Source organism: Streptomyces sp. SLBN-31 (assembly GCF_006715395.1).
In the GTDB taxonomy this organism is placed as follows: domain Bacteria; phylum Actinomycetota; class Actinomycetes; order Streptomycetales; family Streptomycetaceae; genus Streptomyces.
In genome coordinates this window covers 1,574,884-1,598,795 of sequence record NZ_VFNC01000001.1, presented here as the reverse complement: position 1 = coordinate 1,598,795, position 23,912 = coordinate 1,574,884, and the positions used below count along the sequence as shown (strand labels likewise).

Genomic DNA, 23,912 nt, shown 5'->3' with positions numbered 1-23,912 from the left:
TCACGGCAATGGCTGTTCCGTCCAGATCACCTTGCCCTCCGGCGTGTACCGGGTGCCCCACCGCTCGGTGAGCCGGGCGGCCAGGAACAGGCCGCGGCCGCCCTCGTCCTCGGTGCGGGCCCGGCGCAGGCGGGGGGAGGTGCCGGAGCCGTCGGAGACCTCGCAGATCAGGGCCCGGTCGCGCAACAGGCGCAGCTGGACGGGGCCGTGGGCGTGCCGGATGGCGTTGGTGACCAGTTCGCTGACGACCAGTTCGGTGGTGAAGGCGAGGTCGTCCAGGCCCCAGGCGGTGAGCTGTTCGGTGACGGCGGCGCGGGCGGCGGAGACGACCGCGGGGTCGCTGGGCAGGTCCCACTGGGCGACCCGGTCCGGGCCGAGGACATGGGTGCGGGCGACGAGGAGGGCCACGTCGTCCGTCGGCCGGGCCGGCAGCAGGGCGTCGAGGACGGCCTCGCAGGTCTCCTCCGGCGCCCGTTCGGGAACGGCCAGGACGGTGCGCAGCCGGTCCAGTCCGGTGTCGATGTCCCGCAGCCGGTCCTCGACCAACCCGTCGGTGTAGAGCACCAGTTGGCTGCCCGCGGCCAGCTCCAGCTCGACGGTCTCGAAGGGCATGCCGCCCAGGCCCAGGGGCGCCCCGGCGGGCAGGTCGACGAACTCGACGGTGCCGTCCGGCCGTACCACCGCGGGCAGGGGGTGCCCGGCGCGGGTGAGGGTGCAGCGCCGGGACACCGGATCGTAGACGGCGTAGAGGCAGGTCGCCCCGACGATGCCGGAGTCGGCCAGGCCGCTCTCCACCGCCCAGCCCTCACCCCGGTCCAGGCGCCCGGCGAGATCGTCGAGGTGGGTGAGGAGTTCGTCGGGCGGCAGGTCCAGGGCGCAGAAGTTGTGCACGGCGGTGCGCAGCCGGCCCATGGTGGCGGCCGCGTGCAGGCCGTGCCCCACCACGTCCCCGACGACCAGCGCCACCCGCGCGCCGGAGAGCGGGATCACGTCGAACCAGTCGCCGCCCACGCCCGCCTGGGCGGGCAGATAGCGGTGGGCGACCTCGACGGCGCTCTGTTCCGGCCGCCCCCTGGGCAGCAGGCTGCGCTGCAGGGTGAGGGCGGTGTGGTGTTCGCGGGTGTAGCGGCGGGCGTTGTCGATGCAGATCGCGGCGCGGCTCGCCAGTTCCTGGGCGAGGGAGAGGTCGTCGTCCTCGAAGGGGGCGGGTTTCTCGGACCGGTAGAAGGAGACCACGCCGAGGGTCGTGCCGCGGGCCCTCAGCGGCACGGTGATCAGGGAGTGGATGCCGGCCGCGAGAGTCCGCTCCAGCCTTGAGGGGTCCTGTGCCTTCCAGCCGCCCGCGTCCGAGAGCACGGGTTCCAGCACGGCCCGTCCGCTCTCCAGGCAGCGGGCCTGCGGCGTCGACGCCACGTACGCGACGGGGTCCCCCACGGACCACAGATGCGACTCCTCGTGTACGGCGCCCAGGGCCACCCGGCGCAGCCGAGTCCGCGCGCCGAGCGGTCCTGGCTCCTCGCCCCGCAGCACCGCGTCAGGCAGGTCCACGGCGACGAAGTCGGCGAATCCGGGGGAGGTCACCTCCGTCAGCTCCTCGGCGGTGCGCGCCACGTCGAGGGTGGTGCCGATGCGCACCCCGGCCTCGTGCAGCAGCTCCAGCCGCCTGCGCGCCAGCACGGCCAGCCGTCCGACACCGGGCTCCCCCACCAGCAACAGCCGGCTCCCGTCACCGCCGAGGATGTCCCCGACGGTCTCCGGGGGCGCGGTGGCGACCGGAGCGGCGGATACCGGCGTGGTGACCAGGCGCGCGGACACGGCGGACGGCTTCGGCGGGCGCACCCCGTCACGGACGCCCGTGTCCGTCGCGACCGCCTTTCCGCCCAGTCCCGTCACACGGGCCCCGCCGGAAACACGTGCCTCGACCGCCACGCCCAACTCCCCGTCCGCGCTGCGGACCAGGCGTCGCAGCAGCGTGGCCACGCGTCCGTCGGGCAGTGCGACCTCGTCCAGGGTGCGGCGGGGGGAGGCGAGCAGTTCCTCGGCGCGTTCGCGCAGCAGGGCGAGGTCGATGCGGTCCAGGGCCTCGCCGTCGGTGGCAGCGCGCTCGTCCCTTCGCCCCGCGCCGCCCGGCTGGGGCCCGGCCCGCCGGTACGCGGCGAGCAGCGCTCGTTCGCGTCGTGTCGCCTGCTCCAGCAACCGGGCCTCGATGTCGCGGGCGGCCTCGCGGACGAGCCGCAGCATGGTGGGGTCGCCGTCGTCCCGCAGACAGGTCAGGTCCAGGACGGCCTCGATGCGCCCGCTGAGCGGATCGCGGACGGGGGCGCCCGCGCAGGCGAAGGGCTGCAGGCAGTCGGCGAAGTGCTCGCGGCCGACGACGTAGACGGGGCCGCGTTCGGCGAGGGCGGTGCCGACGCCGTTGGTGCCGACGACCGGTTCGGAGGCGTCGAAGCCGGGGGCGAAGCTCACCGCGTCGAGCCGGTCGCGCAGTTGCCGGTCGCCGCCGAACCGCCGCACCATGCGGCCCCGCGCGTCGCACAGCGCGATGGCCATGCCCACCTCGGCAAGTGAGGCGGTCAGCGTCTCGAGCACCGGCTCGGCCGCTCGCAGGAACCGCTCGTCCAGGCTCAGGCCGGGCGCGTAGGGAACCAGGAGCCGGTCCGGTTCGAGCCCGGCGGAGCGGCACCGCTTCCAGGAGTCGAGCACCGGACCCCGTACGTCCGCCTCGACGCGCGCACCGGTCAGGAATCGTTCATGGGCATCGACGAGCCCGCCGATGTCGTCCCAGGGGACGGACAACGAGATCACTTCCCTCGCCTGGAGCCGGTCCGGTGACGCGCCGCCGATCGGCTCGCCCCCGGCGGGGCCTCCAAGCGGTTTCACCCTAGACCCGGTGTGACCCACGCCACAACACCGAACACCTGTGGCGCGAGGTCTCCCGCGGGAGCCGGCCCGGGACCGCTCACCGGCGGCGGAGTCAACCGGCCGTGCGGCGGATCCGTCCGGCGTAGCGCTTCTCCAGCTCCAGGTTGCCCTCGTACCCGCCGGGCACATTGGCCGAGACGTACACCGGCGGCCGCTCACCGGCGTCGAGGAGCATCCTGGACGCCTCTGCCACCGCCATCTGCACCAGCATTACGCCGGTCAGGGTGGACAGCGCGCACACCGAGCCGCCGCCGGGCAGTTCCAGCAGCGCGTCCCCGCGCGGCGCCCGGTTGTCGAGCACGACGTCGGCGATGTCGGCGAGCTTCTTCCCGCCGGCGTGTCCGGCCGGAACGGACCGGGTGTGGGCGAGCGAGGTGATGGCCAGCACCCGGTGCCCGTGCTCCTTGGCGAGCAGCGCCGTCTCCACGACGACGTTGTTCACGCCCGAGTTGGAGACGATCACGAAGAGGTCCTGGGGGCGTGGGGCGGCGAGGCCGTACAGCCGCTCGGCCACCCCCGCCCGGCGCTCCAGGAGCGGGTCCTCGAGGACGGCGGGGTCCTCGCCGCCGTAGAGGACGAGGTCGGCGATGCTCAGGCGGTTGGTGGGCACCAATCCGCCCGCGCGGCCCGCGAGTTCGAGGACGATGGCCTGGGAGTGGCCGGTGCCGAAGGCCTGGATGACGCCGTCGGAGCGCACGCAGTCGGCGATCAGCCCGGCGGCGCCCGCGACCTCGTCGCGCGCGGAGGCGGTGATCTGCGTCAGGACGGCCAGCGCCTCTCGCGCGAAGCCCTCGGCGCTCACGGACTCGACGGACACGCGACACTCCCCAGTGGTGGATTCATTCCCAGTGGTGGATTCATTCACCCCGTAGTACCCAACTCGCGAATCAATAAATCACACGCCTCGAGTTCGCGGACAATGAGGCAGCAAGGGCCATACGACTCGCACCTTGATCCGGTCCTGGTATTCAAATCTTGCCATCAAGGGTGGCTGATACCTTCTCCTCATGCCCTCCACGGACGTCACCACACTGATCCGCACGGAGCTGCCGCGCCTGACCGGCTCCCTGAGGAAGGTCGGCGAGCTGATCCTGGCGGACCCAGCCGGCGTCACCCACTGCTCGGCCGCCGAGCTGGGCCGCCGAACGGGAACCTCGCAGGCCACGGTGACCCGTTTCTGCCGGGCGATCGGCCTCGACTCCTACCAGCACCTGCTGATCGAGCTGGCGCAGGAGCGCGGCCGCGGCGAGGCCTCCGACTGGGGTTCCGCCGAGATCATCTCCGAGATCTCGCCCGACGACAGCCTGGAGAAGGTCGTCCAGATCGTCGGCAGCGCGGACCTGCGCGCGATCCAGCAGACCGTCGACCGCCTCGACCTGGACGCGCTGGAACGCGCGGCCCAGGCGCTGGCCAAGGCCCGCCGTATCGACGTGTACGGCGTCGGCGGCAGCGGCGCGGTGGCGCAGGAGACGGAGACGCGGCTGTTCCGTATCGGCTGCGCGGTGCGCGGCTGGACCGAGGTGCACGGGGCGGCCACCTCCGCGGCCCTGCTCACCCCGGCCGACGTGGCCGTGGGGATCTCCCACTCCGGCGCGACCCGCGAGACCCTGGAGCCGTTCGAGATGGCCCGCGAGCGCGGCGCCACCACGATCGCCATCACCACCGACCCGCGTTCGCCGCTGGCCCGGGCCGCCGGCATCCGGCTGATCTCGGCCACCTCGGAGACCAGCTTCCGCACCGGCAGCATCGGTGGCCGCCACTCGGTCCTGATGATCGTCGACTGTCTGTACGTCCGGGTCGCCCAGCTCTCCTACCAGCGCGCGAGCGCCTCCCTGGCGCTGACCGACCACATCACCCCGCAGCACGCGGTGAAGTCACGCCGGACGAGGTGAGCCCTCCCGCACGCCTGAGCATGCGAGCGGTTCCTTCACGGGTGCGGTCAGAGGGAGAGACGGGCGAGGGCCACGGCACCCGGGCAGCCGTCGGCGACCAGGTCGAGGGTGAGGCCGAGGGCGCCCAGGCGGGCGGTGAGGGGAGCGGTCAGCGGCCCGCCGGGGCCGAGCAGACCACCGGTCGCGACGACCCGCTCCCCCGCCCGCGGCGCCAACGCCCGCACAGTGTCGGTGAGTTGATCGACGGCCCGGTCGAGGATCGTCTGCGCGACGGTGTCCCGCTCCCGGGCCGCGTCGGCCACCAGCGGGGCGAGTCGGGCCAGCCGGGTCGGCGGCTCGGCCATGACGACGGGCAGCAGATGCCCGCGGTAGGCCTCCCGCCCGGCGCGCGTCCAGCCGCAGTACGACGGTTCGTCCGCCCCGGAACAGGCGGACGAACCGTCGACGCCGGCATTGTGGGGAGCGCCGGAACCGGGCCCCGGCAGCACCCGTGCCGGCAGGCCCAGCGCCCGCCCCACCGCTTCCGCCAGTACGGTCGCCGGGCCCCGACCGTCGGCCATCCGCAGCGCGGCCCGTACCGCCTCGCGGCCGATCCAGAAGCCGCCGCCGTCGTCGCCGAGGAGCCAGCCGTCGCCGTCGACCGTGAACGCGCGGCGGCGGCCGGTGATGCGCATCGCGACCGCTCCGGTGCCGGCGACCAGGGCCAGGCCGTCGGCCGGGGCACCGGGCGCGGAGGCGAAGGCGGCCTCGATGTCACTACTCACGGTGAGTCGTCCGGTGGTGATCCCCAGACGGCGCAGGGCGGCCGTGAGGGCGGTCAGGGCGTTGTGGCGCCCAGGGTCGTCCTCGTCGCCGCCCGTGGCGCCCGCGAAGCCTCCGGCCACGGCCACGACGGCACTCCGCGCGGACTCCGGCACCGCGCGGGCGACGGCCTGCGCGAGGTGCTCGGTGAGCCGGGGCAGCGGGACGGTCAGGGCGTTGCCCGGACCGGCGGCGCCCTCGCCGAGGATGCCGCCGTCGGCGGCGTCGGCCAGCACGGCGCGGGTGCGGGTGCCACCGGCGTCGAGCCCCACCACCGTCACCGGCCCTCGCCCCCCACCCGGCTCTCGCGCCGGGTCCGGCACCGGAGCGACATCCGATCCCGGTCCCGGCCCCGACCTCGACCCCGATCCACCGATTGCCTGGTTCACATCGCTGTTCATCACCGACCATGGTGGTTGCGTCCGGCGGTGGTGCCGGGCGGACGGGCCGACGACACGCGCCACTTGGCGGTGCGGGGCATCGAGGACCGTACGGCTGTCCTGGCGCGGCGCCCTCAGACGCCCGCCAGCACTTCGGCCACGGCCCGCAGGTTGACCCGTCCCCGTCCGTAGGAGCACAGGGCGCCGCCCTCCGGCAGCCCGGTGTCCACGCGGACCGCGTCCGGGCGCCGGGCCAGCAGGGCGTCACGCAGCCGGGCCTGCCAGGGGTGGAGCCCGGCGTCGCAGGTGGCCACGACCAGCGGTGCCCTGGCCGAGATGCGCAGGATGCCGTCGGCGAGGGCGGCCGGGTCTGCCGGCTCCCCGCTCACCGCGGTGCCGCCCGCCGCCGGGTCGACCATCCGCAGCTCGCTCAGCAGGTCCTCGCCGCCCCAGTGGAGGGCGGGGTGAGGCGGCGGGAAGAGGTCGACGAGATGGGCGCCGGGCACCGGGGGCGGCAGTCCCCGGGCGCGTACCGCCCGGCGGGCCGCCTCCGCCCCGGCCCCGGCGTCCCATGCGGCCACCGGTCCCGCGACCGGCTTCGCGTACCGCTCGGCGAGCCGCCGCACGCGGCCGGCCGCCTCCATGACCCGCTCCTCCGCCAGCCGCCCGGAGCGCAGCGCGTCGAGCACCTCGTCACGGCAGCCGAGGGAGACCTCCAGCTCCGGTACGGCCACGACGACCTGGTCCGCACCCGCGGCGAGCGCGATCCGGGCGCCGGCCGCCTCGCCGTAGCGGTCGGCGATCGCCTTCATCTCCAGGGCGTCACTGACCAGGACGCCTTCGAAACCGAGGTCGAGACGGAGGATGTCACCCAGGATGCGGCGGCTGAGAGTGGCGGGGCGGTTGGTGTCGAGCGCCGGGTAGACGACGTGCGCGCTCATCAGCATCGGCGCTCCGGCGGCGACGGCCGCGCGGAACGGTTCGAGGTCGGTGAGCAGCTCGTCGTACGGCCGCGGGTCGACGGCGATGGCGTGGTGGCTGTCGGTCTCGGTGCCGCCGTGGCCGGGGAAGTGCTTGGCGCAGGAGGCGATGGACCGGGCCTCGGTGGCGGCGATCCAGGCCCGCAGGTGACGGGCGGCGAGCTCGGGGTCGGCGCCGAAGGAGCGGGTGCGCACGACGGGGTTGCGCGCATGGTGCTGGAGGTCGGCGACGGGGGCGTAGGAGGCGGTGATGCCGAGGGTCGCGAGGTGCCCGGCGAGGGCGTCGGCGCAGCGGGCGGTGAGGTTGGGGTCGTCGACGACGCCGAGGGCGTAGTTGCCGGGAACCTCGGGGGCACCCGCGGTGACCAGGTGGCCGATGCCGCCGCCCTCGTTGTCGATCGCGACCAGCAGGTCGGGCCGGATCGCCCGCAGCGCGTCGGTCAGCTCGCGGACCTGTTCCGCGTCGCGGATGTTGCGGGTGAACAGGACTACTCCGCCGAGCCCGCGGTCGATGAGCCGCTTGAGGGTGTCGGGGAAGGACGTGGTGCCCTCGAAACCCGCGACGAGGCAGCGGTGCACCGCCTCGTCCAGCTCGGAGGAGACGGGAGACGGGGGCCGGGTCTCGAAGATGTGCGCGGAGCTCACCTCCAGGATTCTTCTGACTCAATCATCCAGAAGTCAACCCTTAATTGGATGATTGATTCACAGGGTGGGCCGCCCTCCGGACAGTGTCCTCCGTGTCCGCCATGTCCGCCATGTCTGTGCCGTCGCCGATTCGCCCGCGTGGCTTCGGCTCCTCGACACCGTGCCGTCACACCGTGCGGGAACGGTTCCGCCGTCCCCTCCGCCTCGCCCCCGGCACGCTCCGTGCCGCACCGCGGTCCGGGCCCGACGTGAAAGGACGGCGTGTGCCGTGTCCCCACCGCCGCTCGACGAACCCCGCGGACCGCTCCCCACGCCCACCCTCGTCCCGGCCGCCGTCCCCTCCGCGCCCCTCGGCCCGCCCGCTGTTCCCGCCGCCGGTCTCCTCGCCACGCCCCGCCCCCTGCCCCGCCGGGTCCTCGTCCTGGTCGACGGTGATCTTCTGTGTGGGTGCCGCGCTGGGCCTGCCGCTGACCTGGGCGCGGCCCTGGTGTTCACCTTCGCCCGCGCCTACGGCGCGCCCGTGGAGCTGGCCGCGACGGCCGTGGTCGGCTACCGGGTCCTGACGGTGTGGCTGCCCCTGCTGCCGGGCGCGCTGCTGCTGTCGGTGCTGGTGCAGCGCAAGGTGCTGTGAACCGGCGGCGGGGACGACACCCCGCCGCCGGCCGTCACCTCAGCTCTCGTCCGGCGTCAGCCGCAGCGAGATGGAGTTGATGCAGTACCGCTGATCCGTGGGCGTCGCATACCCCTCACCCTCGAACACGTGCCCGAGGTGCGACCCGCACCGGGCGCAGCGCACCTCGGTCCGCACCATCCCGTGCGAGCGATCCTCGATGAGCTCCACGGCGTCGGAGTCCTTGGGGTCGTAGAAGGACGGCCAGCCGCAGTGGGACTCGAACTTGGTGGTGGAGGTGAACAGTTCGGCGCCGCAGGCACGGCAGGAGTAGACGCCCTTGGTCTTGGCGTCGGTGTACTCACCGGTGAACGCCGGCTCCGTGGCGGCCTGCCGCAGGACCGCGTACTCGGCCGGGGTCAGCTCCGCACGCCACTGCTCGTCCGGCTTTTCGACGTCGTACGACATGAAGCTCAGCCCCTTACTTGGCGAGACGGTCCAGAATGCGCGGGCCGAGGTCGGTGACATCGCCCGCGCCCATGGTGAGAACGAGATCACCCACCTTCGCCATTCCCGCCACCGTCGCGGGCACCTCGGCTTTGTCGTGGACGGCCGTCACGTCGGCGCCCGCGGCCCGCGCCGCCTCGATGATCAGCTCGCTCGTCACGCCGGGGATCGGGTCCTCGCGGGCCGGATAGATGTCCAGGACGACGGAGGCGTCCGCCAGCGCGAGCGCCTGCCCCATCTCCTTGCCGAGCTCCTGCGTCCGCGAGAACAGGTGGGGCTGGAAGACGACCAGGATGCGGGAGTCGCCGGCGGCCGCGCGCATGGCCTCGAGGTCGGCCGTCATCTCCGTCGGGTGGTGGGCGTAGGAGTCGATCACCTGGACTCCGGCCGCCTCGCCCTTGAGCTGCAGCCGCCGCTTCACGCCGGTGTACGCGGCCAGCGCGGGCGCCAGCTCGGCGGCCGGGACGCCCAGCGCGACGCCGGCGGCGAGGGCGGCCACGGCGTTGTGCGCATAGTGCCGGCCGGGGACGGAGACCGCGAAGGTGAGCTCCTCGCCGCCGAGCAGGACGGTGACCTCGCTCTTGAGCCCCTGCGCCCGCACCGCCAGTACACGGACGTCGGCGTCCTCCGCGTCGCCGTACGTCACGGTCCGCACCGAACCGGCCAGCCGCCGGGTCAGTTCCCGCGCGCCCTCGTGATCGGCGTTGATCACCAGCGTGCCGCCGGGCACGATCCGTCCGGCGAACGTCTCGAAGGACTCGTAGATCTCGTCCATGGAGGCGTAGTTGGCGTGGTGGTCGAGTTCGACGTTGAGGACGATGGCGACCTCGGGCGCGTACTTGTGGAAGCTGCGGTCCGATTCGTCCGCCTCGGCGACGAAGATCTCGCCCTCGCCGTGCAACGCGTTGGAGCCGGGGGCGTCCAGGTCGCCGCCGATCGCGTACGAGGGGTCGAGGCCGAGCTCGGACAGGGAGACCGCCAGCATCGAGGTGGTGGTCGTCTTGCCGTGCGTACCGGCGACGGCGATGGGACGCAGGCCGTCCATCAGCGCGGCGAGCGCATCGGACCGGTGCACGACCGGGATGCCCAGCTCGGCCGCGCGGGCCAGCTCCGGGTTGTCCTTGCGGATCGCCGACGACACGACGACACAGCTCGCGTCGTCGGCGAGGTGCCCGGCGGCGTGCCCGATGTGCACGGTCACGCCCAGCGCCCGCAGCGCCGCCGCGGTCTCGGAGTCCTTGGCGTCGCTGCCCGCCACCTTCGCCCCGCGCTGCGCCAGGATCTTCGCGATCCCCGACATCCCGGCGCCGCCGATGCCGATGAAGTGCGGTCGGTCCATGGCGGGGGGAAGGCCGGGTGCCATGCGGTGTCTCCTGGGGTACGGCGGACTATGAGCCACCCAACCCTATGGCACCCGTCCCGGCGCGGGAGTGAGGCCTCACGCCTTGCTGTGCGAGAACAGCTTCAGCACCGGCACCCCCACCTTGTGGCGTGCCCTCGACGCCCAGTCGCGGTGGAAGAACTCCTCCACGTAGTGGGGGTCGGTCAGCACGATCACCTCGTCCGCGTTCACCTCGTCGACCAGGGACTTCAGGGCGTCCAGCGGGTGGTCCTCGATCAGTCGTCCCTCGGCCTCGCTGCCCGAGACCCGCAGCGCCTGCAGAGAGACCTCCAGCGCGCGCTCCCCGAAGGGCCGCGCGGCCTCACCCTCGGGCACCTCGCGTTCCCGCGCGGCCTCGTCCAGCTCGCCGAGCGCCACGTCGTCGATCGCCCGCAGCAGGCGGTCCGCCTGATCGCCGCGGGGCTGCAGCAGCACGTGGAAGAGCACCTGCTCGTCCCCGTGCAAGCCGGTGACGAACTCCACGTCTGCGGACGTCAGGGCCTTCTCGATCATCAATACGCTTGTGAACAACGGGGGCGCCCCTTCTGCGGAAACCATCCTGCCCCGTCGTGTCACGGGGACTGCGAAAATCAGTGTGCCCGCCGGAACCCAAGCGGAACGGAAGATTCCGCCGTTTCCGGGACCATCGGCACCGCTGAACGAATATCAGGTGCGCTGGTAGCGGCCGTACAGGAACCCCTCCTCCTCCAGGAGGGAGACCAGCGCGAAACGTTGCGGAACCGGAACCGACGGCCCGCCGGCGATGCGCTGGGCGTCCCCGGCGGTGAGCATCGGCGACACGGTCACGCAGAGCTCGTCGAGCACGCCCCCGGCCACCAGCTGGCCCAGCAGCCGCGGCCCGCCCTCGGTCAACAGCCGGGTGTGGCCCAGCTCGGCGAGGGCCCGCACGGCCCGGTCGGGCTCGACGCCCATGCCGTCACCGGCGATCACCACGCGCGCTCCGCCCTTCTCCGCCGCCGACACCCTCTCCGGAGCCGCCGCGGCGCCGGTGAGGACCAGGGTCGGCACCAGCGGCGAGGCGAACAGCGGCAGCGAGAAGTCCAGGTCCAGGCTCGCGCTGACCACGGCGATCGCGGGCGCCGGCGCCTGCCCGGCCGCCGTGCGGGCCGCCGCGAACTCCGCACGCGCGCGTGCGGGCCGGTACCCCTCCTGACGTACCGTTTCCGCACCGACGACCACCACGTCGGCCAGCGCCCGCAGCGTCCCGAAGATCCGCATGTCGGTCGCGTTGGAGATCGGCTGCGACTTGCCGTCGTGCTGCGCCGCCCCGTCGAGCGTGGAGACCATGTTGGCCCGCAGCCAGGGCACCCGCCCGCCGCCGGCGGCCGGCTCGGGATAGGCGTAGGCGGCGGCGAGCTCGGCGAGGCTCCACTCGCGGTCGTCCGGGCCCTCGGCACTTCCGCCGGGGGCCGTCGGCACTGTCTGGTCGGTCACAGGGAACAGGCGTCGCATGTCGTGCAGTGTTCCACGACGCTTAGCATGGGTAACCGTGTCGTCCATGCCTTCCGCTCCCGGTATCGATGCGATAGCCGACGCGGCCCCGCTGTCCCTGTGCGCCCGTGAGCCCCACGTCCCCGCGGACCGCCTGGTGGCCGAGATGGTGCCGCCGCCGCGCTTCGACTCGGTGCGCTTCAGCACGTACATCCCGGACCCGAACCAGCCCAGCCAGACCGAGGCCGTGCGGGTCCTGGAGGGCTTCGCGGCCGGACTCGGCGGAGCGCACGCCGTCGGCGGCGGCAAGCGCGGCTTCCTCGGCTTCGGCAGGCCCAAGGCGCCCAGGACACCGGCCGGTCCCCGCGGGGTCTACCTCGACGGCGGCTACGGCGTCGGCAAGACCCATCTGCTCGCCTCCCTGTGGCACGCCACCCCGGCGGAGCCCGCGCTCAAGGCGTTCGGCACCTTCGTGGAGCTGACCAACCTGGTCGGCGCCCTCGGCTTCCAGAAGACGGTGCAGACCCTCTCCGGCCACCGGCTGCTGTGCATCGACGAGTTCGAGCTCGACGACCCGGGCGACACCGTCCTGGTCTCCACCCTGCTGGGCAAGCTGGTCGAGGCGGGCGTCGCCCTGGCCGCCACCTCCAACACCCTGCCCGGCAAGCTCGGCGAGGGCCGCTTCGCGGCGGCCGACTTCCTGCGTGAGATCCAGGGCCTGTCGGCCCGCTTCCGCACGTTGCGCATCGACGGCGAGGACTACCGCCACCGCGGTCTGCCCGAGGCGCCGGCGCCGTACTCGGACGAGCAGGTGACCAAGGCTGCCCACGCCACCGAGGGCGCCTCGCTCGACGACTTCCCACAGCTTCTCGGCCACCTGGCGAGGGTCCACCCCAGCCGCTACGGCGCCCTGACCGACGGCCTGAGGGCGGTCTGCCTGACCGGCGTCGAGCCGGTGCCCGACCAGTCGACGGCGCTGCGGCTCGTCGTACTCGCGGACCGGCTCTACGACCGTGAGGTACCGGTCCTCGCCTCGGGGGCGTCCTTCGACCGGCTGTTCAGCGAGGACATGCTGAACGGCGGCTACCGCAAGAAGTACTTCCGGGCGATCTCCCGGCTCACGGCCCTGGCCCGGGACGGCGCGCGGCTCGTCACGAGCGACTAGATCACGCCAACCCAGCAGCGCATTTCAGGCTCTCTTTCGCTGGAAACGTCGAGTTAACCCTGCAAACAACTTTGCAGGGTTAACGTGTTTCTTGACCGGCGTTTGACCATCCCTTGGTCGACGTAAAGGCCGTGGTGCGTGGGGAGGGAGGGGCATGTCACGAGGTGGGACAAGGTCGACCGCGGTGGCCCTGCTCGCCGCCGTCCTGCTCACCCTCCAGTTCTTCGCACCGACCGCCTCCTTCGCAGCCGCGCACACGGCCCGTCATGCAGTGGCCAAGGACCTGCCCGGAACCAACCCCTCCGGCAAGGCGCTGCGTGACGAGTCGGCCACGTTCCGCCATTGCGACCACTCCGGAGTTCCCGCCGGTCCCCTGCGCACCCGCGACCGCCACACGAGCACCGGATGCGCCCTTGATGAGGCCGAGCGCCGGCCCCTGGCCGGGGACCCGGGGTCCGGCCACGAACCGGTCGCGCTGCGCGCCCTTCTTCTGTCGAGACCCTCGGCATCCCACTCTCCGGCGGCACTTCAGGTCTTCCGCTGCTGAGAGAGCCGAGCAGAACAGAGCAGTTCCCCCACCCTGTCCTGCCCACACCGACGCGCCCCCCACGGCGCGCCAGGAGGAGACGCCAACATCATGCAGCCCCTCATCGACAACGCCCGTACGTTCGGACAGCGCCCTGAGGAGTTCGCCAAACTCGCCGAAGGCCAGTCCCCGCAGGTGCTGTTCATCACCTGCTCCGACTCCAGGGTCGTGCCGGCCCTGATCACCGGCGCCCGCCCGGGCGAGCTCTTCGAGCTGCGCACCGCGGGCAACATCGTCCCGCCGTACGCCTCCGAGCACCCCACCAGCGAGGCCTGCACCATCGAGTACGCCGTGGAGGTCCTCGGCGTCTCCGACGTCGTGGTGTGCGGGCACTCGCACTGCGGCGCCGTCGGCGCCCTGGTGCGCGGCGACGACCTGGACGCCGTGCCCGCCGTGCGCGACTGGCTCGCCCACGCCACCCCGCGCCCCTCGGGCACGGTCGAGGACCCGACCGTCGCCGAGGGCGTCCAGAGCCACGTCCTGACACAGCTGCTGCGGCTGCGCTCGTACCCATACATCGACAAGAAGCTGGCGGACGGGCAACTGACCCTGCACGCCTGGTTCTACGAGGTCCACACCGGCGCCGTACTGGCGCACGACCCGGCCGCCGACACCTTCAAGGCCCTGTGAGCGCGGCGATGACGACCAAATACCCTCACCTGCGGCAGGACTTCCTCGCCTCCATAGTCGTCTTCCTGGTCGCCGTGCCGCTGTGCGTCGGCGTGGCGGTCGCCTCCGGTGTCCCGGCGGAGCTGGGCCTGGTCACCGGCATCGTGGGCGGCCTCGTCACCGGGTTCCTGCCCGGCAGCAGCCTCCAGGTCTCGGGGCCGGCCGCCGGTCTGACCGTGCTGGTCTTCGAGGCCGTCAGCGAGTTCGGGGTCGGCACCCTCGGCGTCATCGTGCTGATGGCCGGCCTGTTCCAGCTCGCCATGGGCTTCTTCAAGATAGGCCGCTGGTTCCGGGCGATATCCGTCTCCGTCGTCGAGGGCATGCTCTGCGGCATCGGCCTCGTCATCATCGCCGGGCAGGTCTACGCGGCGGCGGGGCTGAAGGCCCCGCAGACCGGCATCGGCAAGATCGCGGGCCTGCCCGGGGCGTTCGCCGACGCGCTCGGCAGCAGTGCGGCCCTGGCCTCGCTCGCCATCGGCGCGGGCACCATCGCCGTCATCGTGCTGTGGAAGCGGCTGCCGAAGGCGGTGCGGTCCGTACCGGGCGCCCTGGCCGCGGTGGTCCTGGCCACGCTCGCCACGCTCGCCCTCGGGCTGCCGGTCGCCACCGTCGAGGTGGAGGGCCTGTTCGGGGTCGTCCAACCGCCGGGCGCCGACGCCTTCGGCGAGCTGGCCACCCCGGCCATCTGGGGCACCGTCGTGGCGTTCACGCTGATCGCCTCGGCGGAGAGCCTGTTCAGCGCGGCGGCCGTGGACCGGTTGCACGACGGTCCGCGCACCGAGTACGACAAGGAGATGGTCGCCCAGGGCGTGGGCAACACCGTCTGCGGTCTGCTCGGCGCCCTGCCGATGACCGCGGTGATCGTGCGCAGCTCCGCCAACGTCAACGCGGGCGCGAGGACCAAGGCCTCGCGGGTGCTGCACGGCGCGTGGCTGCTGCTGTTCGCCGCCGCCCTGCCGTCCGCCCTGGCCCTGGTCCCCATCCCGGCCCTGGCCGGCATCCTCGTCCACGCGGGCTGGAAGCTGATCCCGTTCCGCCAGATCACGGCTCTGTGGCGCGGCCACAAGGGCGAGGCGCTGATCCTCGTGGTCACGGCCGTGTCGATCGTGGCGGTGAACATGTTCGAGGGCGTGCTCATCGGTCTGGCCCTGTCCGTGGTCAAGACCGCCTGGGAGGCCTCGCACCTCAAGACCGAGATCGTCGACAAGGGCGCCGGTCCCGTCCAGGTCCATCTGACGGGCAACGCCACCTTCCTGCGGCTGCCGAAGATCCTCGACAGCCTGGAGGCGCTGCCCCAGGACCGCCCGGTGGAGCTGGACCTCTCCGGCCTGCACCACCTGGACCACGCCTGCCGTACGGCGCTGCACAACTGGGCGGAACGGCACAGCTCGGCCGGCACCGAGCCGGTGCGCGTGACGACAGCCGCGTGACGACGGCCGCATGATCACGCCCGCGTGACCACGGTCGTATGACGTCGGCGGTATGACCACCCGATGGCCGGTCCCGGGCCCTTCGTGGCCCGGGACCGGCCATCGGGCATATCGTTGCAGAGGCAGACAGAAAGACCTCTCCCACAGGGGGTCACCATGGTCCCTGAGCTGGTGACGGCCGCCGTCGCGGTGGGAACCGCCGGCCTCGTCTACGTGGCGTCCGCGGCCCGCGTGGTCAAACAGTACGAGCGCGGGGTGCTCTTCCGGCTCGGGCGGCTCGGCGGTGACGTGCGCGGCCCCGGGTTCACGATGATCGTGCCGTTCGTGGACCGGCTGGCCAAAATCAACATGCAGATCGTCACGCTGCCGATCCCGGCCCAGGAGGGCATCACCCGGGACAACGTCACCGTGCGCGTGGACGCCGTCGTCTACTTCAAGGTCATCGACGCGGCGGCGGCGCTCGTCAACGTCGAGGACTACAAGTTCGCCGTCTCGCAGATGGCACAGACATCGCTGCGCTCGATCATCGGCAAGAGCGACCTCGACGACCTGCTGTCCAACCGGGAGAAGCTCAACCAGGGCCTGGAGCTGATGATCGACAGCCCGGCCATCGGCTGGGGCGTGCAGATCGACCGCGTGGAGATCAAGGACGTCTCGCTGCCGGAGTCGATGAAGCGCTCCATGGCCCGCCAGGCCGAGGCCGACCGCGAGCGCCGGGCTCGCATCATCAACGCCGACGCCGAACTGCAGGCCTCCAAGAAGCTCGCCGAGGCGGCCAAGGAGATGTCCGAGCAGCCCGCCGCGCTGCAGCTGCGGCTGCTGCAGACGGTCGTCGCCGTCGCGGCCGAGAAGAACTCGACGCTGGTGCTGCCCTTCCCGGTGGAGCTGCTGCGCTTCCTGGAGAAGGCCCAGGAACAGCACCCGCCGAAGCCCCAGTTGGAGAAGTGACGGGTGCCGCGCGGTACGGACCGCGGGCTCGCGATCGTGGCCCTCGCGGCGCTGACGGGGCTCGTGTCGGCCTGCGGGGACGGCGGAGGGGGTGCGTCCGTCCCCGCGCCCAGCGCAGCGCACCGCATCGCCGTGTCCAGTCCCGCCTTCGGCGACGGCGGCACGATCCCGCGCCGCCACACGTGCGACGGCGAGGACGTCTCCCCTCCCCTGGCCTTCTCCGGCGTTCCCGCCGGCGCCACCACCCTGGCCGTCCTGGTCCAGGACCCCGACGCCCCGCACGGCGCCTTCACCCACTGGCTGCTGTGGAACGCGGACGCGAGGCGGACCGGCTGGCCGGCCGGGCAGGTGCCCGCCGGGGCGGTACAGGGCCGCAACGGCTTCGGCAAGCAGGGGTACGGCGGCCCCTGCCCGCCCAAGGGCACCAGGGACAGCCCCCACCGCTACGTCTTCTCGGTCTACGCCACCGACCGCACCCTGCGTCTGCCCGCCGGCGCCTCGGCCGACGAGCTGAAGCGCGCGCTGACCGGCCACACCCTGGCAGCGGGCACCCTGACGGGCCGTTACGGCCGCTGATCGCTGGCAACTCGCGCCCAGAGGCCGCAGGATCGAGGAAGACCGGACCGGAAGGGGTGTCCCGTGTCCCAGGACGGCAGGAAGCAGAAGGCCGCGACGGATCTCCGGACGCTGCTGCGCGTGCCCCGTGGTGAGCCGATCGACCTGACGGCGTACGACACCCGGGCCGTCCCCGCCGGGCCCGGCGGCAAGTCCGCGGGCCGCGCGGCCACCGCCCGGCTGGGCAAGCGCCTGGCCGGCCTGCAGGAACGCCTGTGGGCCGCGGGCCTCACGGGCGACCGACGCCGGGTGCTGCTGGTGCTGCAGGGCATGGACACCAGCGGCAAGGGCGGCACGATCAAACACGTGGTGGGGCTGCTCAACCCGGCCGGCTGCCGGGTCATGGGCTTCCGCGCCCCCACCCCGGAGGAGCGTGAGCACCACTTCCTCTGGCGGATCGAACGGGAACTCCCCCGGCCCGGCGAACTCGGCGCCTTCGACCGCTCCCACTACGAGGACGTCCTCGTCCCCCGCGTCCGCGCGCTGGTCCCCCGCGACGAGATCGAGCGCCGCTACGACGAGATCAATCGCTTCGAGCAGCGCCTGGTCGACGACCGGGTCACCGTCGTCAAGTGCTTCCTGCACATCTCCTACGAGGAGCAGCGCCGCCGCCTCCTCAGGCGCCTCGACCGCCCCGACAAGCGCTGGAAGTTCAGCCCCGGCGACATCGACGACCGCGCGCTGTGGCCCGCCTACCAGGAGGCGTACGAGATCGCGCTGCACCGCTGCTCGACGCCGTACGCCCCGTGGTACGTGATCCCGGCCGACCGCAAGTGGTACCGCGACTGGGCGATCGCCCGGCTGCTCCTGGAGCACCTGCATGCCCTGGACCCGCGCTACCCGAAGCCCGACTACGACCTGGAGGAGTGCCGGGAGCGGCTGCTGAAAGGGGGCTTGCTGACCGCTACGGGTGTGCCGGTCCGTAAATAGGACGATTCACCCCTTTATGTTCGTGGGGTGATCATTCGAGTACGACAAGTGGCGGCCGCCTGTGCGCTCGGCGCCGCGCTCACAGCCTGCGGCGCACCCACCGCACCCCGTGCCGCCCGCCCGGCACCCTCGGCGACCGCCGCCCCGTCCAGGCCCCCGACGCTCGCCCCCGGCCCCACCGGCGTCACCCCCGTCTTCCGCAACGGCCCCCGCACCGACGGCCGGACGGTCGCGCTCACCTTCGACGCCGACATGACCGCCGACGAGGGCGCGCGGGCGGCACGCGGCGAACGCTTCGACAATCCGCAGCTCATCGCGACGCTGCGGGCGCTGAGGGTACCGGCGACCGTGTTCATGACGGGGCGCTGGGCCGACGAGTATCCGCTGCAGGCGCGGTCCATCGACCGGGACCCGCTCTTCGAGATCGCCAACCACTCCTACAGCCACTACGCCTTCACCGGGGACTGCTACGGACTGCCGACGGTGTCCGAGGACCGCATGCGGGCGGACGTGGAGCGCGCGTACGCCGCCTTCCGCAGGGCCGGCGTGACGGACGCGATGCCGTACTTCCGCTTCCCCGGCGGGTGTTACGACCGGGCGGCCCTCAAGGCGCTCACCCCGACCGGTGTCACCGCCGTCCAGTGGGACGTGGTGAGCGGGGACGCGTTCGCCACGGACTCCGACGCCGTGGCCCGGCAGGTGCTGGAGGGGGTGCGACCGGGCTCGGTCGTCGTCATGCACTGCACCCGCAGCGCGGCCCCGGCGACCGAGCGGGCGGTGCGGACGATCGTGCCGGAGCTGCGCGAGAAGGGCTACCGGTTCGTGAAGGTCTCCGAGCTGATCCGGTCCGCGGACGGGCAACGGTGAGCGGCTTACGCCGGGGACATGAGCGACGACGGTGACGGCTACTGCGCGATCGGCGACACCACGAGACCGCCGAGGGCGGACGGGCCGCCGTACGCGGAGTGCGTGCTGTGCCGGGAGCCGACGGAGTACCCGGAGTCGTACAAGGGCATCACGCTGTGTCCCGTGTGTGAGTGGCAGGAGGCCCAGCGGACCGCCTGTTCGGGGTGAAGGGTGAACGGAGGGACGCGCGCCCGTCCCCGTAGGGTGGGCGGATGTGAGTCATACGTCGACCAGTGACAGTCCCTTCCAGTCCGAGCGCAACCCTCGTGACGAGGCGCCCCAGTTCGTGCTGCCCCTCGTCGTGCGGGTCGAGAAGGCCGCGCCGCCGGCCCGTACCGACGCCCTGGAGACCGCCGCGCGGGCCGTTCTCGTGATGCTCGCCGACGAGCGGTCCGTGGGCGAGGGCGAGTGGGCCCAGGTCGTGCGGGACTGGCAGGACGCCCGGATCCGGAAGGTGGTGCGCCGGGCCCGCGGGGCCGAGTGGCGGCGGGCCGAGGCGCTCGACGGGATCACCGTCGCCGGGAAGTCGGCCGAGGTGCGGGTGTTCCCGCCCGTTCCGCTCGACGGGTGGCCGAAGGACCTGGCCAGGCTGCAGGTCTCCGGTACCGAACTCGACGATCCGGAGCCGGTGGAGCGGGCCGGGCCGGAGGTGCCGGTGCTGTGGATGAACCCCGAGCTCGGCATGTCGGCCGGGAAGGCGATGGCCCAGGCGGGGCACGGCGCCCAACTGGCCTGGTGGGAGCTGTCGGACGAGGAGCGGGCCGTCTGGCGCGACGCCGGTTTCCCGCTGGCCGTGCGGACCGCGGAACCGGGGCGCTGGCGCGAACTGACCGGCAGCGGCCTGCCGTTGGTGCGGGACGCGGGGTTCACGGAGATCGCGCCGGGGTCGTGCACGGTGGTCGCCGATCATCCGGCGCTGCGCGCAGGGTAACCGCCTCGACTTTGCCTTCCGTTTGATTTCTTTTACTGCGCTTGAACATCGCGGTCCGGTCGCGCGTACCTCCTGGCGCCGGCCAACCACCAAGCAGCGACGCGCAGTCGGTTTCACCCGGGAGGCACCCTTGCGAGTGCGGATCAACGGTACGGCCTTTCTCATCGCGGCCCTCGTCGCCACCGTCGGCGCGCTGGTCTTCCCCGTCTGGTCGTACGCCGACCGCTCCGGCACGGGGCAGGCGAACCTGGCGGCGGGCACCGTGAACACCCAGTGGGGCCCGCTGACGGCCTCCGACCGGGATCTGATCGTGCGGGTGCGGCTGGCCGGACTGTGGGAACTGCCCGCCGGGCAGCAGGCCCTGGTGCGGGCGCCGAGCCAGGCGATCAAGGAGGCCGGCGACCACCTCATCGTCGGCCACACCGACCTGGACAAGCGGGTGCGGATCGTCGCCGCGCAACTGGGCGTGGAGCTGCCGAACCAGCCGAACGAGCAGCAGCAGGGCTGGCTGCGGGAGATGTCCGCGGCGAGCGGCGCGGAGTACGAGTACAAGTTCGTGAACCTGCTGCGGGCGGCCCACGGCAAGATCTTCCCGGCCATCGGCGCCGTCCGGAACTCCACCCGCAACACGCTCGTACGGCAGCTGGCCTCGGACGCCAACCAGACCGTGCTGGACCACATCACGGTCCTGGAGAAGACCGGCAGGGTCGACTTCGACGCCATCGCCAACGACTCGGTGGCCGGCACCACCGCGAGCCCCACCGGTCCTTCCGCGCCGGTGCCCGGCCAGGTGGTGCCCTCGGCACCGGCCGCCGAGGCCGGCGGCGACGTGGGCGCGACGTCACGCCCGTCACCGGGCGCGCCGGGCACGGTCAACACCGACCGGCCGGACCCGCAGGACTCGGCGGGCGTGCTGGGGTGAGGCCGGAAGGCCCCGCGCCCGGTCCGCCCGAACCTCAAATGTTGCTCTGAAGGTGACCGGCGGGCGGTTCGGGTGCGGGCGCCGGGGCCATACCCCCGTCACGTTCTCGCGGGGAGACGGCAGGGAGGGGAAGACCATGGAGCGACTGGGGACGGGCATCGGATGGCGGCCGGAGATCGCCGACGCGGTGGAGCGGATGCCCGGAATCGAGTGGGTCGAGGTCGTGGCCGAGAACGTCTGCCCCGGGCATCTGCCCGAGTCGCTCGGGCGGCTGCGCATGCGCGGGGTGACCGTGATCCCCCACGGTGTCTCCCTCGGCCTGGGCGGCGCGGAGCGACCCGACGCCGGGCGTCTCGCGGCGCTCGCCGAACGGGTGGAGGCCCTCGGAGCCCCGCTGGTCACCGAGCACATCGCCTTCGTACGGGCCGGCGGCGCCCGCACCGCCTCGCCCCTGCTGGAGGCCGGGCACCTGCTGCCCGTGCCCCGCACCCGCGACGCCCTCGACGTGCTGTGCGAGAACGTCCGCATCACCCAGGACGCGCTGCCGGTGCCGCTCGCCGTGGAGAACATCGCGGCGCTCATCTCGTGGCCGGGCGAGGAGATGACCGAGGGACAGTTCCTGTACGAACTGGCCGACCGCACCGGCGTGCGGCTCCTCGTCGACGTGGCCAACCTGCACACCAACCACGTCAACCGCGGCGAGGACCCCGCCAAGGCGCTCGCCGAGCTGCCCCTGGAGGCCATCGCGTACGTCCATGTCGCGGGCGGCTTCGAACGGGACGGCGTCTGGCACGACAGCCACGCCCACCCGGTCCCGGAACCGGTCCTCGACGTGCTGGCCGACCTGGCGTCCCGGGTCTCGCCGCCGGGAGTGCTGCTGGAGCGGGACGAGAACTTTCCCGAACCGGCCGAGCTGGCGCGGGAGCTGGAGGCCGTCCGGGGGGCGCTGGAGAAGGGGGCCGCGGAACGGGGGGTTGCGCGGGCGACGGCATCGTCGGCGGGGGCCGCGGAGGGGGAGCGGGTGACGCTGCCCGCGGAGTCCACCGAGCCCGCCCGGCAGCGGCTCGCGCTCGCCCAGACCGCGCTGCTGTCCGCGCTGGTCGCCGGGACACCGGTGCCGGAGGGGTTCGACGGGGTGCGCCTGGGGGTGCAGGCGCGGGCGCTCGCCGGGAAGCGGGCCGACGTGGTGGGGAAGATCGCGCCCGAGTTGCCGGTGATCCTCGGCGAGAAGTACCGGGGCCTGTTCCTGGCGTACGCCCACGGGCACCCCATGTCCGGCGGGTACCGGCGCGACGCACTGGACTTCGCCGAGCACCTGCTCGTGTCGGAGACGCCGGCGGAGGGCCCAACACGGAGGGAACTGCGCGAGTGGTGGCTGGAGCGCTCGGGACCGGTGCCGCCGTCCCGCAGGCCCGTGGTGCGGGCGGTGCGGGCGGCGCGCAGGGTGCTGCAGCACCGGTGACCCCCGAGCGGTCGTCCCGCACCGCGAAGTAACATGCCAGTCCCGCACCCGAAACCGACCAGCGTGCGGTGCCGTACCAGGAGGCACCATGCGACCGCGACCGCCCCTCAGGGGCCGAGGCATGATCAGTGGCACCGGCGTCATCATCGTCGGCCTGACGGCGACGCTGCTGGCCCTGATCTTCCCGATCTTCTCCTACGCCGACCGTTCGGGCACCGGCGTGGACGTACTCAGCGACCAGACGGTCGCCACGAGCTACGGGCCGCTGTCCGGGCTGGACCGGGACTTCGTCACCAAGGTCCGGCTGGCCGGCCTGTGGGAGCTGCCCGCCGGCCGGCAGGCGGAGCGGAAGGGCACCACCCAGGCCGTACGGACGGCGGGGGAACACCTGGTCGAGGGCCACACCGCCCTCGACGAGCAGGTCCGGGACGTCGCCGGCAAGCTCGGGCTGCAGCTGCCCGACCGGCCCGGCGACCAGCAGGAGCAGTGGCTCCGGACCCTGAGCGCGGCGCAGGGCACGGACTACGACCGCGACTTCGTCAACATCGCGCGGCTGGCGCACGGCAAGGTGTTCTCGCTCGTCGCCCAGGTGCGCGCCACCACCCGCAACTCTCTGGTGCGCTCCCTGGCCGACGACGCCAACACGACCGTCCTGGACCACATCAGGGCCCTGGAGGCCACCGGGTACGTCGACTGGGACGCGCTGGCACGGGACATGGCCTCCGCGAGCCCTCCCCCGCTGATCCCCTCCCCGGCCCCGCCCGGTCCGACCGCGGACCCCGCTCCGGCCGCCCCCCTCACACCGGTGCCCTCGCCGACGTACACGCTGCCGCCTGCCGAGTCCAGCCCGCCGCCGCAGCAGTAGTCGGCTTCCGGACAAGCGGAACGTCACGTACTGACAACACTCCGTCCGTATTGTGAACAGGGCATGGCGTTCGGTGAGGCCTTTGGCATAGAAACGCGGCATGTTCTGGGTCCTTCTCCTGCTGCTGGCCTGGACCGTCGCGGGCACCGCGTGCACGCGGCTGTGCCTGGCCGCCGTCCGCTCCGCGGCCGACGACACGGATGCGTCCCAGCACGATCTGACGCTCTACGAAGCCGCCTTTCTGTCCGGCGGCCCCCGCCGGGTCGCCGATCTGACGATGGTCTCCATGGCCCGGCAGCGCCGGCTGCTGCTGGCCCACACCGGCTGGGCGACGGTGGTCGATCCGCGCGGACGCGACGACATCGAGCGGTCCGTCATCGGTGCCATCGGGCCCGAGGGGCAGAGCCGCATCGCCCCGGTGCGGGCCCGCGCGGCCTCCGCGGACGCCGTCGGCGACCTCGGCGAGCGGCTGGTCCACGCGGGTCTGGCCGTGCCCGCCGACGCCCGCACCACGGTCGCGTCCGGGGTGCGCCAGGTGCGGCTCGCCGCGCTGGCCGTCCTCGCGCTGGGCGCGACCGCGCTGCTGGTGCCCGCCCAGCCGGACATGCCCCGCGGGCTGGTCGCCCTGTGGTTCGCGCTGCCGCTCGCCCTGACGCTGAGCTGCCTGGCCATAGCCCGGGTCGAGGTCCACCCGTACTCGCGGTGGGCCTCCCCGGCCGGGCAGCGGCTGCTGGGCACCCTCGCCCGGCGGGCCGGCGGCGGCGACGACCGCACCTACCTCACCTCCGTCGCCGTGCGCGGTGTCCGCGCGATCGGCGAACCGGACCTACGAGCCGCCTTCACCCACCGCGACCAGCCCTAGCGGCATCCCCCGGCGTGCATCGTGCGCCGGGGGCGCGTGGGAGCATTGGGG

Annotated in this window: 23 protein-coding genes and 1 pseudogene; 16 read left to right on the top strand and 8 right to left on the bottom strand. The window is 73.0% G+C overall.

All coding sequences use genetic code 11. The annotated features are described in order from the left end of the window. Together FBY22_RS07330 and FBY22_RS07325 are read right to left on the bottom strand one after the other, a co-directional pair. On the bottom strand, nucleotides 1-2,805 hold the full coding sequence (locus tag FBY22_RS07330; RefSeq protein WP_399210666.1) for a SpoIIE family protein phosphatase: 2,805 nt from the start codon (nucleotides 2,803-2,805) through the stop codon (nucleotides 1-3). Nucleotides 2,806-2,974: 169 nt separating this feature from the next. After that, nucleotides 2,975-3,739 (bottom strand): sugar isomerase domain-containing protein, encoded by a 765-nt coding sequence (locus tag FBY22_RS07325; protein WP_142143393.1) that lies wholly within the window; start codon nucleotides 3,737-3,739, stop codon nucleotides 2,975-2,977. A 190-nt stretch (nucleotides 3,740-3,929) separates the two neighbouring features. On the opposite strand from FBY22_RS07325, the gene FBY22_RS07320 reads away from it, so the two are divergent. Then, the gene (locus FBY22_RS07320) at nucleotides 3,930-4,814 is read left to right on the top strand and encodes a MurR/RpiR family transcriptional regulator (protein WP_142143392.1); all 885 of its coding nucleotides are present in this window, start codon (nucleotides 3,930-3,932) and stop codon (nucleotides 4,812-4,814) included. A gap of 47 nt (nucleotides 4,815-4,861) precedes the next feature. Here the strand turns inward: FBY22_RS07320 and FBY22_RS07315 are convergent, their stop codons facing one another. Further along, complete coding sequence (locus tag FBY22_RS07315; RefSeq protein ID WP_142143390.1) at nucleotides 4,862-5,896, bottom strand: BadF/BadG/BcrA/BcrD ATPase family protein; 1,035 nt, start codon at nucleotides 5,894-5,896, stop codon at nucleotides 4,862-4,864. Between the two features lie 233 nt (nucleotides 5,897-6,129). Then, nucleotides 6,130-7,620 carry a beta-N-acetylhexosaminidase gene (gene nagZ, locus FBY22_RS07310; RefSeq protein ID WP_260844733.1) on the bottom strand — a complete coding sequence of 497 codons (1,491 nt, stop codon included), beginning with the start codon at nucleotides 7,618-7,620 and terminating at the stop codon, nucleotides 6,130-6,132. Nucleotides 7,621-8,095: 475 nt separating this feature from the next. Here nagZ and FBY22_RS07305 point away from each other — a divergent pair. Further along, a pseudogene (locus FBY22_RS07305) lies at nucleotides 8,096-8,251 on the top strand (UPF0104 family protein); the annotation flags it as partial. 39 nt (nucleotides 8,252-8,290) lie between these two features. On the opposite strand, the gene msrB reads toward FBY22_RS07305, so the two are convergent. The 4 genes from msrB to FBY22_RS07285 all read right to left on the bottom strand — a co-directional run bounded on the left by msrB (nucleotide 8,291) and on the right by FBY22_RS07285 (nucleotide 11,591). Beyond that, a complete protein-coding gene (msrB, locus tag FBY22_RS07300; protein ID WP_142143388.1) occupies nucleotides 8,291-8,698 on the bottom strand; it encodes a peptide-methionine (R)-S-oxide reductase MsrB in 408 nt (135 codons plus the stop codon). 13 nt (nucleotides 8,699-8,711) lie between these two features. Continuing rightward, nucleotides 8,712-10,100, bottom strand: a complete 1,389-nt coding sequence (murC, locus tag FBY22_RS07295) for a UDP-N-acetylmuramate--L-alanine ligase (RefSeq protein WP_142143386.1) — start codon at nucleotides 10,098-10,100, stop codon at nucleotides 8,712-8,714. A gap of 75 nt (nucleotides 10,101-10,175) precedes the next feature. Next, nucleotides 10,176-10,631, bottom strand: coding sequence for an indole-3-glycerol phosphate synthase (locus tag FBY22_RS07290; protein ID WP_142143384.1), 456 nt, complete (start codon nucleotides 10,629-10,631; stop codon nucleotides 10,176-10,178). A gap of 153 nt (nucleotides 10,632-10,784) precedes the next feature. Further along, the gene (locus FBY22_RS07285) at nucleotides 10,785-11,591 is read right to left on the bottom strand and encodes a pyrimidine reductase family protein (protein ID WP_142143382.1); all 807 of its coding nucleotides are present in this window, start codon (nucleotides 11,589-11,591) and stop codon (nucleotides 10,785-10,787) included. A gap of 37 nt (nucleotides 11,592-11,628) precedes the next feature. Between FBY22_RS07285 and zapE the strand changes: the two genes are divergently transcribed. From zapE to FBY22_RS07215, 14 genes are all read left to right on the top strand, one after another. Continuing rightward, nucleotides 11,629-12,735, top strand: a complete 1,107-nt coding sequence (zapE, locus tag FBY22_RS07280; protein ID WP_399210662.1) for a cell division protein ZapE — start codon at nucleotides 11,629-11,631, stop codon at nucleotides 12,733-12,735. Between the two features lie 154 nt (nucleotides 12,736-12,889). Then, entirely contained in the window at nucleotides 12,890-13,282 is a 393-nt protein-coding gene (locus tag FBY22_RS07275; RefSeq protein WP_142143378.1) for a hypothetical protein, read from the top strand. A gap of 90 nt (nucleotides 13,283-13,372) precedes the next feature. Continuing rightward, nucleotides 13,373-13,951 (top strand): carbonic anhydrase, encoded by a 579-nt coding sequence (locus tag FBY22_RS07270; protein ID WP_142143376.1) that lies wholly within the window; start codon nucleotides 13,373-13,375, stop codon nucleotides 13,949-13,951. Between the two features lie 8 nt (nucleotides 13,952-13,959). After that, nucleotides 13,960-15,420, top strand: a complete 1,461-nt coding sequence (locus FBY22_RS07265; protein ID WP_142143374.1) for a SulP family inorganic anion transporter — start codon at nucleotides 13,960-13,962, stop codon at nucleotides 15,418-15,420. A gap of 156 nt (nucleotides 15,421-15,576) precedes the next feature. Continuing rightward, nucleotides 15,577-16,368 (top strand): slipin family protein, encoded by a 792-nt coding sequence (locus tag FBY22_RS07260; protein ID WP_142143372.1) that lies wholly within the window; start codon nucleotides 15,577-15,579, stop codon nucleotides 16,366-16,368. Nucleotides 16,369-16,371: 3 nt separating this feature from the next. After that, nucleotides 16,372-16,944, top strand: coding sequence for a YbhB/YbcL family Raf kinase inhibitor-like protein (locus FBY22_RS07255; RefSeq protein WP_260844732.1), 573 nt, complete (start codon nucleotides 16,372-16,374; stop codon nucleotides 16,942-16,944). A 63-nt stretch (nucleotides 16,945-17,007) separates the two neighbouring features. After that, on the top strand, nucleotides 17,008-17,913 hold the full coding sequence (locus FBY22_RS07250; protein WP_142143370.1) for a PPK2 family polyphosphate kinase: 906 nt from the start codon (nucleotides 17,008-17,010) through the stop codon (nucleotides 17,911-17,913). 27 nt (nucleotides 17,914-17,940) lie between these two features. Further along, nucleotides 17,941-18,780, top strand: coding sequence for a polysaccharide deacetylase family protein (locus FBY22_RS07245; protein ID WP_142143368.1), 840 nt, complete (start codon nucleotides 17,941-17,943; stop codon nucleotides 18,778-18,780). A gap of 18 nt (nucleotides 18,781-18,798) precedes the next feature. After that, complete coding sequence (locus FBY22_RS07240; protein WP_142143365.1) at nucleotides 18,799-18,987, top strand: hypothetical protein; 189 nt, start codon at nucleotides 18,799-18,801, stop codon at nucleotides 18,985-18,987. Between the two features lie 46 nt (nucleotides 18,988-19,033). Further along, a complete protein-coding gene (locus FBY22_RS07235) occupies nucleotides 19,034-19,750 on the top strand; it encodes an aminoacyl-tRNA hydrolase (protein WP_142143364.1) in 717 nt (238 codons plus the stop codon). Between the two features lie 130 nt (nucleotides 19,751-19,880). Then, nucleotides 19,881-20,672, top strand: a complete 792-nt coding sequence (locus FBY22_RS07230; RefSeq protein WP_142143362.1) for a DUF4142 domain-containing protein — start codon at nucleotides 19,881-19,883, stop codon at nucleotides 20,670-20,672. Nucleotides 20,673-20,808: 136 nt separating this feature from the next. Next, on the top strand, nucleotides 20,809-22,134 hold the full coding sequence (locus FBY22_RS07225; RefSeq protein ID WP_142143360.1) for a DUF692 domain-containing protein: 1,326 nt from the start codon (nucleotides 20,809-20,811) through the stop codon (nucleotides 22,132-22,134). An 88-nt stretch (nucleotides 22,135-22,222) separates the two neighbouring features. Next, on the top strand, nucleotides 22,223-22,999 hold the full coding sequence (locus FBY22_RS07220) for a DUF4142 domain-containing protein (RefSeq protein WP_142143358.1): 777 nt from the start codon (nucleotides 22,223-22,225) through the stop codon (nucleotides 22,997-22,999). A gap of 100 nt (nucleotides 23,000-23,099) precedes the next feature. After that, complete coding sequence (locus FBY22_RS07215) at nucleotides 23,100-23,861, top strand: TIGR04222 domain-containing membrane protein (RefSeq protein ID WP_142143356.1); 762 nt, start codon at nucleotides 23,100-23,102, stop codon at nucleotides 23,859-23,861. Nucleotides 23,862-23,912 lie beyond the last annotated feature (51 nt).

What these genes read in the sequence shown, in the direction of transcription:
- FBY22_RS07320 (WP_142143392.1), top strand. Translation starts at nt 3,930, where the DNA reads ATGCCCTCCACGGACGTCACCACACTGATCCGCACGGAGCTGCCGCGC.
- msrB (WP_142143388.1), bottom strand. Translation starts at nt 8,698, where the DNA reads ATGTCGTACGACGTCGAAAAGCCGGACGAGCAGTGGCGTGCGGAGCTG.
- murC (WP_142143386.1), bottom strand. Translation starts at nt 10,100, where the DNA reads ATGGCACCCGGCCTTCCCCCCGCCATGGACCGACCGCACTTCATCGGC.
- FBY22_RS07290 (WP_142143384.1), bottom strand. Translation starts at nt 10,631, where the DNA reads ATGATCGAGAAGGCCCTGACGTCCGCAGACGTGGAGTTCGTCACCGGC.
- FBY22_RS07285 (WP_142143382.1), bottom strand. Translation starts at nt 11,591, where the DNA reads ATGCGACGCCTGTTCCCTGTGACCGACCAGACAGTGCCGACGGCCCCC.
- FBY22_RS07275 (WP_142143378.1), top strand. Translation starts at nt 12,890, where the DNA reads ATGTCACGAGGTGGGACAAGGTCGACCGCGGTGGCCCTGCTCGCCGCC.
- FBY22_RS07270 (WP_142143376.1), top strand. Translation starts at nt 13,373, where the DNA reads ATGCAGCCCCTCATCGACAACGCCCGTACGTTCGGACAGCGCCCTGAG.
- FBY22_RS07265 (WP_142143374.1), top strand. Translation starts at nt 13,960, where the DNA reads ATGACGACCAAATACCCTCACCTGCGGCAGGACTTCCTCGCCTCCATA.
- FBY22_RS07260 (WP_142143372.1), top strand. Translation starts at nt 15,577, where the DNA reads ATGGTCCCTGAGCTGGTGACGGCCGCCGTCGCGGTGGGAACCGCCGGC.
- FBY22_RS07240 (WP_142143365.1), top strand. Translation starts at nt 18,799, where the DNA reads ATGAGCGACGACGGTGACGGCTACTGCGCGATCGGCGACACCACGAGA.
- FBY22_RS07225 (WP_142143360.1), top strand. Translation starts at nt 20,809, where the DNA reads ATGGAGCGACTGGGGACGGGCATCGGATGGCGGCCGGAGATCGCCGAC.
- FBY22_RS07220 (WP_142143358.1), top strand. Translation starts at nt 22,223, where the DNA reads ATGCGACCGCGACCGCCCCTCAGGGGCCGAGGCATGATCAGTGGCACC.
- FBY22_RS07215 (WP_142143356.1), top strand. Translation starts at nt 23,100, where the DNA reads ATGTTCTGGGTCCTTCTCCTGCTGCTGGCCTGGACCGTCGCGGGCACC.